Below are 13,885 nucleotides of genomic sequence, written 5' to 3'. Positions count from 1 at the left end.
ATGTTGTAACCACAAACTTCCCACCCCCGGATACGGGTGCGGTCCACACCAGGACCAACCACACCAGGGGGAACGGGTAAAAGGGTTACGGCGGTCACAGCGTGGGGGAAACGCCCGGTCCCATTCCGAACCCGGAAGCTAAGACCCACAGCGCCGATGGTACTGCACCCGAGAGAGTGTGGGAGAGTAGGACGCCGCCGGACAACCATTAGACGAAAGGCCCCACCCCACGGTGGGGCCTTCCGCACTTAACCACCCCACCACAGGCGGCACTTAGCCCGCGGCCCCTACAATGGGTAGGGAAGTAATCGGCAGGCTCAGCGAAGCCCGCCACCAGATATAGATTCATAGAGAGACCGAACGGACGCTGCAGATATGCAGGTCTGTTTGATATGAGAGGAACCGCGTAGCCATGGCCGACCAAGACCGCAATCAGGGGGCGGACCGGGCAGATCGCCGGCCCGATCGAACAGGTACGCAGGGTGGCCGGTCGTTTGGCAAGCAGAGCGATGCTCCCCGAGGCTCCGGGTCCCGCGATGACCGGTCCGCAGGGTATCGAGGCGCCCGTCCCACCACCGGTGGAACAGGCGCGCCACGGGATAGTCAGCGCGATGGCCAACGCGGCGGATCCTCGACCGGCGGCAGAAGCGCCGGCGGGTTCTCTGCGGGACGCGGTGCGGGCGCGACGCGCGGCCCCCGCGACGAAAACAGGGGCGGATCCGAACGCACCGAAACCGGGAAACGTTCGTTCAATGCCCGGGACCTGCGCAGCGCCAACCGGCCTGACCGTGAGCGGTCCCCGAACATCGACGAGGATGTCACCGGTGCCGAACTTGACCGGGTCACCCGGGCGCAGATCCGCAACCTTGAAGAGAAAAGCGCGGAATGGGTGGCACGCCACCTGGTGATGGCCGGCCGCCTCCTGGAGGACGAACCCGAACTGGCCTTCCAGCATGCACTTGCCGCCAGCCGTCGCGGAGGCCGGCTCGCCGTCGTCCGCGAGGCAGTAGGGCTCACTGCCTATGCCGCAGGACACTATGGGGAAGCTCTCCGCGAGTTCCGTACTTACCGCCGCATCAGCGGCTCCAACGATCACCTGCCCGTCATGGCCGACTGCGAACGCGGCCTCGGACGGCCCGACCGTGCATTGGATCTGGCGCGCTCTGAAGAAGCCGAGGGGCTCAGCTCGGCTGGCAAGGCGGAGCTCGCCATGGTGGTATCCGGGGCGCGCACTGACCTTGGGCAGTTCGACGCTGCCGTCGGAGCGCTCGAAATCAGTCAGCTCGACCGCAACCGCGCCTTCAGCTACAGCCCCCGTCTCTTCCGCGCCTACGCCGAAGCGCTGGCTGCCGTCGGACGGACTGCCGAGGCCGATCAGTGGCGTCGTCAGGCAGGCATTGCCGACAGTGCCCTGGGCCTCGGAGACTTCGCCGAACCGGACATCTTCGACCTTGCTGGCGACGACGAAGAGATTCCTGACGCCTCCGCGGCCAAACGGCGGGTTGCCTCCGCTCCGGCCAGCAGTCCCGGCAACGCGCCGCTGACAGAACGGCAGGCCGGGCAGGCAGTGGATTACGACACTGACTCTGACGATGACCCGGATGATGCAGCTGATTCAAACGAGCTGCCCACAGTGGTCTCCAGCGATGACGACATGCCGGCGGAAGGCTCAGAGCCCGCACCGGGCGGGGGACAGGGCGCCGAAGAGACACCGGGTGAGGACGCGCCACGCGCACCGGTCACCTGGCGATCGCTGAACAGGCCGGCCCCGGTTCGGGCACGGACCCAACCCACCGAGGTCGAGCAGCATTCCACCACGGGAGACGATGCAGTGGTCCCTGCCGGTGATTCAGCCACGGCTCCCGCTGACGACGACGAGCAGGACACCGAAAGGAACCATGACTGAGGCTTCACTGATCTCTTCCTACGACGCGCTGCTGGCCGACCTGGATGGTGTGGTGTACGCGGGTCCCCACGCCATTCCTGGAGCGGTGGAGTCGTTGGAACGTCTGGCGGGTGCCGGCGTCGCCCTGGCGTACATCACCAACAACGCGTCCCGCTCGTCTGAGCAGGTGGCCGCTCACCTGCGTGAGCTCGGGGCCCCGGCGACCGCAGGCCAGGTGTTCGGGTCCGCCCTTGCCGGGGCCGAGCTGCTGGCCACGCTGGTACCCGAGGGATCGACAGTCCTGGTGACCGGCAGCCAGACCCTCATTGATCAGGTTGCTGCCCAGGGAATGATCCCGGTGACCTCGGCTGAGCCCACCCCCGCGGCAGTGATCCAGGGCTTCGACCCGGGGCTTGCCTGGAAGGATCTCGCCGAAACCGCCTACGCGGTGGCTGGCGGTGCGGTCTGGGTAGCCACCAACACCGACCTGTCCATCCCGCAGACCCGCGGCATCGCCCCCGGAAACGGGGCGCTCGTCGCGGCAGTCACCGCCGCGACCGGCGAGACTCCCGTCGTGGCAGGCAAGCCCGAAGCGCCGCTGTTCACCACTGCGGCGAAGCACCTCGGGGTGAGCCGGCCGCTGGTGGTGGGAGACCGCCTCGACACCGACATCCTGGGCGGCAACCGGGCCCGCATGGACACCGCGTTGGTGCTCACCGGCGTCGACACCGCGAGGACGGCGTTGGCCGCGGTCACCGACGAACGCCCCCGGTTCCTCCTGGCCAGCCTGGCTGACCTTTACGAACCGTACCCGGACATCACCGTGGTTGACGGGGTGCACAGCTGCGGCACGGCGTCAGCCTGGGTGGAGCGCGGAGTGCTCCACCTGACAGGGCAAAGCGAGAGCCTTGAGACGTGGCGGGCGGCCTGCAGCGCCTGGTGGAGTGCCAACCCGGACATCACCACCGCCACGCAGCCCGAACTCGTGATGTCCGACGGTCCCCGGGTGCTCGCCGAAGACCCCCAGCGATGACCGACGACGACGCCCCGGTGTTCCCGCCCGCGCCGGATCCCACCGGTGACAGTAGCGTTGATGCCCTGACCGGTCGGCTGACCGCCCTCCACGATCTTCCGGTCGACGAACACAACGCGCTCTACACAGGCCTGCACAACGATCTGCTGGGCGAGCTCAACGCCGACCCCGCCGAGGACCATGACACGCCTTGACCAGGCCCTCGTGGTGCGGGGTCTCGCCCGTTCCCGGTCTCAGGCCTCCCAGCTGATCGCTGCCGGGCGGGTCCGCCGCGACGGCGTCGTCCAGGCGAAGGCCGCCGCCAAAGTCGCGGAGACCGAGCACCTGACCGTCGACACCGGCGGGGCCCCCGACTTCGTCAGCCGGGCCGGGGTGAAGCTCGACGGCGCCCTGCGCGCGTTCAGCTCGATCCAGGTGGAGGGGAAGCAGTGCCTGGACGCGGGCGCCTCGACCGGAGGGTTCACCGAGGTGCTCCTGCGCGCGGGGGCGGCGCGCGTTGCCGCCGTCGACGTCGGGCACGGGCAGCTGGTCGACAAGCTACGCCGGGACCCTCGGGTGAAAGTGGTCGAAGGTCTCAACGTGCGCCAGCTGGAGCCCGAGGCCATCGGAGGGCTCGCCGAGCTGACGGTGGCCGATCTGTCCTTCATCTCCCTCACCCTGGTGCTGTTGCCACTGGCACGTGCCACGCGGCCAGGTGGGGACATGGTCCTGCTCATCAAACCCCAGTTCGAGGTGGGCAAGGGGAAACTCAACTCCTCGGGCGTGGTCGCCTCCGAGGAGGAGCGGAGGCGGGCAGTTGGCCTGGTGGTCCGCCACGCGTTGGGGCTGGGGCTCACCATTGCGGGTCTGATTCGCAGTCCGCTGCCGGGCCAGGACGGAAATGTTGAGTTCTTTGTGTGGATAACCGTGCCCATGGGACCGTTGGTGCCTAGGATCGAGGAGGAGCAAGATCTCCTGACCTTGCAGGTGCTGGACTCCAGCACTGGATTGACCGATGCCCGGCTAGTTACCGGCACGCCGCACGGCGCACTGGATACGACGGAGCCTCAATGACACGACGGATACTGGTTCTCGCCCACACCGGGCGACGGGACGCAATGACTGCTGCTCAGGAGGCCTGCACGCAGCTGCACCACGCCGGGCTGATCCCCGTCATGCGGGTCGAGGAACTCAAGGACATCCAGGACGAGTACGGGGTGCTGGCCGCCCCGACCGAGACCCTGGGGGTCGACGTCGGGCTGGAGGGCATCGAGCTGGGGATGGTGCTCGGTGGTGACGGCACCATCCTGCGCGCCGCGGAGCTGGTCCGCGGATCCGAAGTCCCCCTGCTGGGGGTCAACCTGGGCCATGTCGGGTTCCTCGCCGAAAGCGAGCGGGCCGACCTGACGGAGACCGTGCGGCGCGTCGTCGACCGGGATTACACCGTCGAAGAGCGCATGACGATCGACGTCCAGGTCTGGCAGGGCGACGTCCTCGTCTCCCAGACGTGGGCGCTCAACGAGGCGGCGGTCGAGAAGGCCAGCCGTGAACGGATGATCGAGGTGGTGATGGAGGTCGATGGCCGTCCCGTCAGCTCGTTCGGCTGTGATGGGGTGGTCATGGCAACCCCCACCGGGTCCACGGCGTACGCGTTCTCATCCGGTGGCCCAGTGGTCTGGCCCGAGCTGGAGGCCCTCCTGATGGTGCCGATCAGCGCCCACGCGCTGTTCACCAAGCCGCTGGTCATCGCCCCGACCTCGGTGCTGGCAGTGGAAATCCTGACCCGCACCGACGCTGCCGGTGTCCTGTGGTGCGACGGCCGGCGTACGGTCCATCTGCCGCCAGGAGCGCGGGTGGAGGTCCGCCGCTGCGGCACCCCGGTCCGGCTGGCACGGACCCTGCTGTCCCCGTTTTCCGAACGCCTGGTCAATAAGTTTTCGCTCCCCACGCAGGGCTGGCGAGGCCCTGCCAGCCACGCAGGAGGCACGAGCTAGATGATCGAAGAAATCCGTATCCGCGACCTGGGCGTCATCACCGATGCCACGCTCCACCTCTCCGGTGGGTTCACCGTGGTGACCGGCGAAACCGGTGCCGGCAAAACCATGGTGGTCACTGCCCTGGGTCTGCTGCTCGGTGCCCGCGCCGACGCCGGCGCAGTGCGCCTCGGGGCGAAGGCAGCGTCAGCCGAGGCGGTCCTCAGGATTGCCCCGCAGAGCACCGCTGCGCTGCGCGCTGCGGAAGCCGGCGGCGAACTGGAGGAATCAGACGGGTCAGCCGAACTCATCGTCGCGCGGACGGTCAACGGCGAAGGCCGCAGCCGCGCCTACGTCGGCGGCAGGTCCGCCCCCGCGGGGGTCCTCGCGGAACTCGGTGCCGCCCTCGTGGTGGTGCACGGCCAGTCGGACCAGCTGCGCCTCAAGACCGCGACCGCCCAGCGCGAAGCTCTCGACAAGTTCGCCGGGCCATCGCTCTCCACGGCGCTGACCCGGTACCAGGAAAGCTACCGTCGCCTGCAGGACGCGGTTGCCGAGCTGGACCGGCTGCGCACCGACTCGCGGGAGCGGCTCCGCGACGCCGAGTCGCTGCAGGCAGCACTCGAAGAGATCGAAGCCCTGGCGCCCCAACCCGGTGAGGACGAGAACCTCAAGGCGGAGTCCATGCGGCTGGGAAACGTCGAGGAGCTCCGCACCGCGGCGTACAAGGCCCACCAGGCGCTCGTGTCGGGGGAATTCGCGGACGACCAGGACGCCACAGTGCTCGTTGACGCCGCCAAACGCCAACTCGAATCGGCGGGGGACCATGACCCGGCGCTGGCCGCACTGGCCGGCCGGCTCGCCGAGGTGGGCTACATCCTCACCGACATCTCCACGGAACTCTCCGGATACAGTGCGTCCCTCGACAGCGACGGGCCGGGTCGGCTCGCCGAGGTCGAATCCCGGCGGGCTGAACTGGCCGTCCTGGTCCGCAAATACGCGCCCAGCATCGATGAGGTTCTGGAGTGGGCCGAGGCCGGGCAGCTCCGGCTCGGTGAGCTCGGGGACGATTCCACCCGGATCGAAGCCCTCACCGCGGAGATCGACACCCTCGAGGAGAAGGTTGCGGGGCAGGCCAAGGAGCTGACCGTCCTGCGCACCAGCGCGGCAGCAACCCTTGCTGAACGGGTCACCGACGAACTGTCAGCCCTCGCGATGGCCGCCGCCAGCCTGGTCATCGAGGTGACGCCCGGTGAACGGAGCTTGTTCGGCGCCGATTCACTTGCCTTCCTCCTGCAGCCGCACCCCGGTTCGCCAGCCCGACCGCTGGGCAAGGGTGCCTCAGGCGGTGAACTCTCACGCGTGATGCTCGCCATCGAAGTAGTGCTCGCCGCCGTCGACCCGGTTCCCACGTTCGTCTTCGACGAAGTGGATGCGGGAGTAGGCGGCAAGGCAGCGGTCGAAATCGGCCGACGGCTGGCCATGCTCGCCGAACATGTGCAGGTGATTGTGGTCACCCACCTGCCACAGGTGGCCGCCTTCGCGTCCCAGCACATCCGGGTGACGAAAAACGTGTCGGCAACCGCCGCGGGGGACGGAGTCACCGCCAGCGACGTCGAAGTCCTGCCCGAAGCCGAGCGGGTCCGTGAACTGGCACGGATGCTCGCGGGCCAGGAAGAGTCGGCCACCGCACAGGCACACGCCGAAGAACTGATCGCAGACGCAGCGCGGACAGCGTCGAAGTGCTAGGCTCGAACTCCGTGGTGCAATCAACAAATTCCCGGTTCCAGAAGTCCGCCAAGACTACCAAGCACGTCTTCGTGACGGGCGGCGTAGCATCCTCCCTCGGGAAGGGACTGACAGCTTCAAGCCTCGGTCATCTTCTCCGTGCGCGTGGCCTATCCGTCACAATGCAGAAGCTTGACCCGTACCTCAACGTGGACCCGGGCACCATGAATCCCTTCCAACACGGCGAGGTCTTCGTGACCGACGACGGCGCCGAGACGGACCTCGACATCGGCCACTACGAGCGCTTCCTCGACGAGAGCCTCGACGGGTCAGCGAACGTCACCACCGGCCAGATCTACTCCACGGTCATCGCCAAGGAACGCCGCGGCGAGTACCTCGGTGACACGGTGCAGGTCATTCCCCACATCACCGACGAGATCAAACGTCGGATGCGGCTGCCCTCCGAACCCGTCGAGGCGAAGAAGGCCCCCGACGTCATCATCACCGAGATCGGTGGCACCGTCGGCGACATCGAATCACAGCCCTTCCTTGAGGCCGCACGGCAGGTGCGCCAGGACATTGGCCGCAACAACGTGTTCTTCCTGCACGTCTCCCTGGTGCCGTACATCGGCCCGTCCCAGGAACTGAAAACCAAGCCCACCCAGCACTCCGTGGCCATGCTGCGATCCATCGGTATCCAGCCGGACGCGATCGTCATCAGGTCGGACCGGGAGGTCCCGGATGCGATGCGGGAAAAGATCGGCCGGATGTGCGACGTCGACATTGACGCCGTCGTGAACGCCGCCGACGCCGCCAGCATTTACGACATTCCCAAGACCCTTCACGCCCAGGGACTCGACGCGTACATCGTCCAGGCCCTGGACTTGAAGTTCAAGGACGTCAACTGGACCAAGTGGAACAAACTGCTCGACGCCGTGCACCACCCCAAGCACACGGTTGAGATCGCACTGGTGGGCAAGTACATCGACCTCCCCGATGCCTACCTGTCGGTGACCGAGGCGCTGCGTGCCGGCGGTTTCGCCAACAAGTCCAAGGTCATCATCCGCTGGGTACCCTCCGACGACTGCGACACCCCGGAAGGTGCCGCAAAGGCCCTCGACGGCGCCGACGCGATCTGCGTGCCGGGAGGCTTCGGCATCCGAGGCCTGGAAGGCAAGTTGGGCGCCCTGAAGTACGCCCGCGAAAACTCGGTTCCCACCCTGGGGCTCTGCCTCGGCCTGCAGTGCATGGTCATCGAGTACGCCCGCAACGTGGTGGGCCTCGAAGGCGCGTCCTCCAGCGAGTTCGATCCTGACACCGAGTACCCGGTCATCGCCACGATGGCAGAACAGTTGCACATCGTCGACGGCGACGGCGACATGGGCGGCACCATGCGCCTCGGCCTGTGGGAGGCGAAGCTCGACGAAGGCTCGGTCGTGGCCCGCACCTACGGCAAGACCACCGTCAGCGAACGGCACCGTCATCGCTACGAGGTCAACAACGACTTCCGGGACAAGATCGCAGCCGCAGGAATGGTGTTCTCCGGGACCTCTCCCGATGGCAACCTGGTCGAGTTTGTTGAACTCCCCAAGGAAACCCACCCGTACTACGTTTCCACCCAGGCCCACCCGGAGCTCAGCTCACGGCCCACCCGGCCGCATCCGCTGTTCGCCGGTCTGGTCAAGGCCGCGCTGCTCCGCCGCGGAGTCAAGGCCTGACCATGGGCGATCCGTCGACCCGGCCCCTCGCCGACCAGCAAAGCCCCCGGCGGCTGCTGGACTCGTCGGTGGTCTATGAAGGACGGATCTGGAACGTCGTCAGTGACACGTTCTCCCTGGTCGACGACGAGGATCACGAACAGCTGGTTCGCGACTACATCGAGCATCCCGGCGCGGTCGCCGTGCTCGCAATGAACGACGCGGGCCAGGTGCTCCTGATCAACCAGTACCGGCACCCGGTGCGGATGACCCTGTGGGAGATCCCGGCCGGTTTACTGGACGTTCCCGGCGAGGACTTCGTGGCCGCTGCGGCCCGGGAACTCGCTGAGGAAGCCGATCTGGGTGCGGAGCAGTGGAACGTCCTCACCGACCTGTTCCTGTCACCCGGCTCGTCCAGCGAGGCGCTGCGCATCTATTTGGCGAGGGGCGTCACCGACATCCACCCCGATGCACGGCACGAACGGACCCACGAGGAAGCCGAGATTGAAATGGTATGGGTGGACCTGGACGACGCCGTCGATGGTGTTCTGGCAGGCCGGATCCACAGCCCGTCGGCCATCGCGGCAGTCCTCGCCGCGGCGGCGGCCCGCAGCACCGGGTACGACCGGTTGCGGCCCGCCGATGAACCGTGGCCGGAACATGCCAGCCAGCACCACACCTGGCCCAACGGATCGGTCCTGAAGAGCCGATCATGACGGCCCCTGCAACGCGCACCGCTGTCGATGAGCTGCGGGAGACCGGCCCCGGACGGCTGATGAGCGAATACCTCCAGCACATGGCCGTGGAGCGTGGCCTGTCGGTGAACACGCTCGCCGCGTACCGGCGTGACTTGCTGCGGTACCACCGGTTCCTCGTGGCCCGTGCCATCACCGAGGTACAGCGGATCACCCGGCACGACATTTCGGCGTTCGCCCAGGCTATCTCCACGGGATCGGATGGCCTCGCTCCGCTGAGTCCACGCTCGGCTGCGCGCACCGTCGTCGCCGTCCGTGGCCTCCACCGGTTCTGGGCGCTCGAAGGGATCTGCGCGGCCGACCCCGCCCACGATGTGCACCCGCCCATCGCCGGGAAACGGCTGCCCAAGGCCATCTCGGTGGACGAGGTGACCCGGATCCTTGAGGCGGTCAATACCGATACTCCGGGCGGCCAGCGGGACCGGGCGTTGCTGGAATTCCTGTACTCGACCGGGTCCCGGATCAGCGAGGCGGTCGGTCTCGACGTCGACGACGTATCGGTCGATGAGGCGCTGGAGGGTCCCGCCGTTGTGCGACTGTTCGGTAAGGGGTCCAAGGAGCGGATGGTGCCGCTGGGATCGTATGCGGCGAAGGCCATCGACTCGTACCTGGTGCGGGCCCGGCCGGCGCTCTCGGCGAACGGCAGGGGGAACCCGGCGCTGTTCCTGAACCTGCGGGGCGGGCGGCTCAGTCGGCAGAGTGCGTGGACCATCCTGAAGTCGGCCGCCGAGAAGGCGGGAGTTACCGGGGAGGTGTCGCCGCACACCCTGCGGCACTCGTTCGCCACACACCTCTTGGAGGGCGGCGCCGACGTGCGCGTGGTCCAGGAGTTGCTGGGACACGCCTCGGTCACCACCACCCAGGTGTACACGCTGGTCACTGCGGATACACTCCGCGAGGTGTATGCTGCTGCGCATCCACGCGCCCTCTAAACAGACGGCAAAGTAACCGGGCCACTTTCGTAACCTTGGCGGGTTTGTCGGAAACTAACGGTGCATGAACAGGTTAGTGATGTCAGGGGGCCAAGTGTTGCAGCATGACGAAGGCGTTTTTGCCGCACTGCATAGGGAGCATCGCCCGCGCGTTTTCAACTACATCAACCGCCGGATCAACAGTCGCGAAGCGGCTGAAGAGCTGACCAACGATGTCTTCCGCGTCGCCTGGCAACGCAACCCGGATCCCGCGGAAGTGACCATCGCCTGGCTCCTGGCCGTGGCCCACCATCTGGTCGGTAATGAGTACCGACGCCGGGAGCGCTCCGAGATGCTCATGCAGCGGATCCGTGCCATCGCAGTGCTGGAATCGCGCACCGAACAGGGTGCCCAGCAGCAGACGGTGGCTGACGCCCTGCTGGGGTTGCGGGACAAGGAACGGGAGATCCTGCTCCTGGCGTACTGGGATGATCTGCCCGTGGCGGATATTGCCCAGGTTCTCGCCTGCAGTCCGTCCACTGCGAAAGTCCGCCTGCACCGGGCCCGCAAGGCGTTCGCCGCCCAGCTACCCTCCGCACTGATGGCTGAAGGAGGTGCCTGACATGGACCATATCGAAAACCTGATCCGGGGACTCGACCCGCTGCGTGCAGAGGGCAGGGCCCACCGTGAGACTGGGACTCCTTCAGACTCAGGCACTGACCCGGTACAGGGTGCTGCTTCACAGGTCTTCAGCGATGACCAGGATGAGCAAGGCTCAACGGTGGTGTCGATGAACCGGCGACGCCGGTGGACGGTAGTCGCAGGAGTCGCGGCGGCTGCAGCGGCAGTGGCAGCCGCCGTCGTCATCGGGGGAAATTTCGGCGCCACCCCGCCCCTCCCGGCGGATGAACCGGAGCCGATAGCGACCGGCCTAGGCACTCCATCGGCTACACCGTCGGGCGATCCCACCCCCACGCCCGCGCCCACGACAACGGTGGCCGCCGGGTCGCCGCTCGCAACCTACACACCTGCTGGAGAGGGCTCGGACGCCGCGCTGCTGACCGGAAGGCTGGTTCTCGACGATGGCTGCCTCTACATCGAGGCTTCTGGTTCCCCGAGGGTCCTGCCCTACTTCCCGAACACGGACACCTCCTTTGCCGACGGGATCCTGTCTTTCTTCGGCACTGACTATGCACTGGGGCAGGAGATCGCGCTGGGGGGCGGTGGCTCTTCCGGTTCCATCCCCGTTGATGGAACCGACGGCTACTACACCCCCGAATCGTGTGAATCGGACAGCCAGTGGATCGTGTCACAGGTTCCCCCATCGGCTTTCGAGAAACCCTCCCCAGACCCCGCACCGGAACCGTACCTGGCCGCCGAAATGGGATTATCGGTGGAGGTTCCCGCCGACTGGGAGATTGTTGAGGGCGTCCAGGGGCTGGACATTCTGAGCCCCAGCGGGGAGGTGGTGTCGAACCTGCAACGCTCGGCCGAGGGTGGAATCGGCGGTGCCTGCCAGGAGCCCGCCGTACCCTGGCAAGAGGTCCGTTCGATTCCGGTCTCTATCGATACGCCCGCGGGGCCAGTCGACGCCAAGTTTGTGCTCCGGGTATTCACCGGTGAACGTTTGGTGGGGACCAGCGCATTGGTGCTGGCGGACGACCCGACCTCCGGCGAGGGATGCATGCTCTACAACGTCATCTCCAACGGTGAGGTGGGATTACTTTCCCTGACAAATAACTTCCAGCTCTCGCCCTCCGGGTCGGGTCGGGTCTTCGCATCCTTGGCCGAGGCCGAGGCATACGCCGGGTCGGCGGAATTCGACGCCCTCGCAGCCATCGCGGACTCGATCGTCATTACCGACTAGCCAATCCATCCTCACACCCCTGCCGGGCACTCGGTTCGGTAGGGGATCGGGAGGCTACACTGGGGCCTGATGAAACCCCGCCACGTCGCACTGTGCTTCCTGTTCCGGACCACCGAGGCAGGAAACGAAGTGCTGCTCGGGCTGAAGAAGTCCGGGTTTGGAGCCGGCAGGATTGTGACCCTGGGCGGTGGCGTGGAACCTGGGGAAACGGCAGCCCAGGCGGCGGTGCGCGAGGTCGCCGAAGAGTCGGGCGTCGTCGTCGATGTGGTCAACCTGACCCAGCTGGGCCGGGTACGCTGGCGCTTCCCCTCCCAGCCAGCAGCCGACATGGACGCGGAAATCTTCACCGCCGTTGAGTGGTCAGGGACTCCCGAGCCCACTGTCGAGGTGGAGCCCGCCTGGTACCCGGTCAACGATTTGCCGTGGGAGGGGATGTGGGAGGACGCGCAACACTGGCTGGGGTCGGTCATCGACGGCACACCGCTGGACGTCCTCGTCACCCTCAACCAGGACAACGAAACCGTGAGCAGCGCAGTCTTCGCCTGACCCGCCTGGTTCATCGGATAGACCAGGGTTACCGGGCTCATCGCAATTGAGGGTGTAGTCGGGGTGTGAGCGGGATGGGCGCGTCGGTCACGGGATAGGGGTCGAGGCCTTCCGATGATGGAAGTTCTCACGCTCGCCATCCGGAAGACCTCAACGTGTTCAACGCTACCTTCGCTGCACCCGATCTGAGCACGTTCTGCCGACTCGATGAACTCGGTCTGGAAGCCATCGGTCAGGAGGTGAAGCCCGATGGTGCGGTGCTGGTTTGCGAGGTAGTGGAACCGGACTCGTGGTGCCGGCGCTGCGGAGCCCAAGGCGCTGCACGGGACATGGTGACCCGGCGCCTGGCGCACGAACCGTTCGGCTGGCGGCCAACGACGCTGCTGATCCGGGTCCGCCGCTACCGGTGCACCGGATGCGCTCACGTGTGGCGGCAGGACACCGCTAAGGCCGCCGAGCCGCGGGCGAAACTCTCCCGACGGGGCCTGCGCTGGGCGCTGGCCGGGATCGTGTGTCAACACCTCACCGTCGCCCGGGTCGCCGAGGGCCTTGGGGTGTCGTGGAATACCGCGAACACCGCGGTCCTGGCCGAGGGAAAGCGGGTCTTGATCGATGACCCGGACCGGTTCGACGGGGTGAAGGTGATCGGCGTCGATGAGCACGTGTGGCGGCATACCCGCCGCGGGGACAAGTACGTGACCGTCATCATCGATCTCACGCCGATTCGCGAAAAGACTGGGCCGTCAAGGTTGTTGGACATGGTCGAGGGCCGCTCAAAGGCCGTGTTCAAGCAGTGGTTAGCCAAACGCCCACAGGCGTGGCGGGACGGGGTGGAAGTCGTCGCCATGGACGGATTCACCGGCTTCAGAACCGCGGCCGCCGAGGAGCTTCCCAGCGCGGTGGCGGTCATGGACCCGTTCCACGTCGTCCGTCTCGCCGGGGACGCGTTGGATGGGTGCCGACGCCGGATCCAGCAAGCTACCTGCGGTCACCGCGGACGCAAGGGCGACCCGCTCTACAGCTCACGGCGGACCCTGCATACGGGGGCGGACCTGCTCACCGACAAACAGGAACAACGCCTCACCGACCTGTTCACCACGGACACTCACGTCCAAGTCGAGGCAACCTGGGGCATCTACCAGCGGATGATTGCTGCCTACCGGCACGAGGACCGGGCCCGAGGACACGAGTTGATGCAAGCACTTATCGAATCGGTCAGCGACGGTGTCCCGGCCGCGCTCACCGAGATCCGCACTCTGGGCCGGACCCTCAAACGCCGGGCCGCCGACGTCCTGGCGTACTTCGACCGGCCCGGCACCAGCAACGGACCCACCGAAGCCATGAACGGCCGCCTCGAACACCTCCGAGGCTCAGCCCTGGGCTTCCGCAATATCGCCAACTACATCGCCCGCTCACTCCTGGAAACCGGCGGCTTCAGACCCCGACTACACCCTCAATTATGAAGAGCCGGTTACCGGATCGGGTCCCCCATCCAGGGGACCCGATCTGA

At 66.7% G+C, this 13,885-nt stretch carries 13 protein-coding genes and 1 rRNA gene; all 14 read left to right on the top strand.

The genetic code is table 11. The annotated features are described in order from the left end of the window. Positions 1 to 86 precede the first annotated feature (86 nt). The 14 genes from rrf (at position 87) to H4V95_RS12650 (ending at position 13,838) form a co-directional block, all read left to right on the top strand. Positions 87 to 203: ribosomal RNA gene (gene rrf, locus H4V95_RS12715) — 5S ribosomal RNA — on the top strand. Positions 204 to 412: 209 nt separating this feature from the next. Continuing rightward, positions 413 to 1,906, top strand: a complete 1,494-nt coding sequence (locus H4V95_RS18425) for a hypothetical protein (RefSeq protein ID WP_245345695.1) — start codon at positions 413 to 415, stop codon at positions 1,904 to 1,906. Further along, a complete protein-coding gene (locus H4V95_RS12705) occupies positions 1,899 to 2,918 on the top strand; it encodes an HAD-IIA family hydrolase (protein WP_209730817.1) in 1,020 nt (339 codons plus the stop codon). The genes H4V95_RS18425 and H4V95_RS12705 overlap by 8 nt, the downstream gene beginning before the upstream one ends. Beyond that, positions 2,915 to 3,112, top strand: a complete 198-nt coding sequence (locus tag H4V95_RS12700; protein ID WP_209730816.1) for a hypothetical protein — start codon at positions 2,915 to 2,917, stop codon at positions 3,110 to 3,112. Before H4V95_RS12705 ends, H4V95_RS12700 begins: the two co-directional genes overlap by 4 nt. After that, on the top strand, positions 3,099 to 3,971 hold the full coding sequence (locus tag H4V95_RS12695; RefSeq protein WP_209730815.1) for a TlyA family RNA methyltransferase: 873 nt from the start codon (positions 3,099 to 3,101) through the stop codon (positions 3,969 to 3,971). Before H4V95_RS12700 ends, H4V95_RS12695 begins: the two co-directional genes overlap by 14 nt. Beyond that, a complete protein-coding gene (locus H4V95_RS12690) occupies positions 3,968 to 4,891 on the top strand; it encodes an NAD kinase (protein ID WP_209730814.1) in 924 nt (307 codons plus the stop codon). The genes H4V95_RS12695 and H4V95_RS12690 overlap by 4 nt, the downstream gene beginning before the upstream one ends. Beyond that, positions 4,892 to 6,619, top strand: coding sequence for a DNA repair protein RecN (recN, locus tag H4V95_RS12685; RefSeq protein WP_209730813.1), 1,728 nt, complete (start codon positions 4,892 to 4,894; stop codon positions 6,617 to 6,619). It abuts the gene before it with no gap. Further along, positions 6,613 to 8,316: a CTP synthase gene (locus H4V95_RS12680; protein WP_312884032.1), complete on the top strand. Its 1,704-nt coding sequence runs from the start codon at positions 6,613 to 6,615 to the stop codon at positions 8,314 to 8,316. The genes recN and H4V95_RS12680 overlap by 7 nt, the downstream gene beginning before the upstream one ends. Positions 8,317 to 8,318: 2 nt before the next feature. After that, positions 8,319 to 9,011, top strand: coding sequence for an NUDIX hydrolase (locus H4V95_RS12675; protein WP_196867691.1), 693 nt, complete (start codon positions 8,319 to 8,321; stop codon positions 9,009 to 9,011). Then, complete coding sequence (xerD, locus tag H4V95_RS12670; protein WP_209730811.1) at positions 9,008 to 9,982, top strand: site-specific tyrosine recombinase XerD; 975 nt, start codon at positions 9,008 to 9,010, stop codon at positions 9,980 to 9,982. Before H4V95_RS12675 ends, xerD begins: the two co-directional genes overlap by 4 nt. 94 nt (positions 9,983 to 10,076) lie before the next feature. Continuing rightward, positions 10,077 to 10,583, top strand: coding sequence for a sigma-70 family RNA polymerase sigma factor (locus H4V95_RS12665; RefSeq protein WP_312884031.1), 507 nt, complete (start codon positions 10,077 to 10,079; stop codon positions 10,581 to 10,583). Between the two features lies 1 nt (position 10,584). Further along, positions 10,585 to 11,829 carry a hypothetical protein gene (locus H4V95_RS12660; RefSeq protein WP_209730809.1) on the top strand — a complete coding sequence of 415 codons (1,245 nt, stop codon included), beginning with the start codon at positions 10,585 to 10,587 and terminating at the stop codon, positions 11,827 to 11,829. A 69-nt stretch (positions 11,830 to 11,898) separates the two neighbouring features. Continuing rightward, the gene (locus H4V95_RS12655; RefSeq protein ID WP_209730808.1) at positions 11,899 to 12,375 is read left to right on the top strand and encodes an 8-oxo-dGTP diphosphatase; all 477 of its coding nucleotides are present in this window, start codon (positions 11,899 to 11,901) and stop codon (positions 12,373 to 12,375) included. A 155-nt stretch (positions 12,376 to 12,530) separates the two neighbouring features. After that, entirely contained in the window at positions 12,531 to 13,838 is a 1,308-nt protein-coding gene (locus tag H4V95_RS12650) for an ISL3 family transposase (protein ID WP_196868266.1), read from the top strand. Positions 13,839 to 13,885 lie beyond the last annotated feature (47 nt).

It is taken from the genome of Arthrobacter sp. CAN_C5, assembly GCF_017875735.1.
Taxonomy (GTDB): Bacteria; Actinomycetota; Actinomycetes; order Actinomycetales; family Micrococcaceae; genus Arthrobacter_D.
The sequence above is the reverse complement of the archived record's forward strand: the minus strand, read 5'-3'. Positions and strand labels throughout refer to the sequence as shown.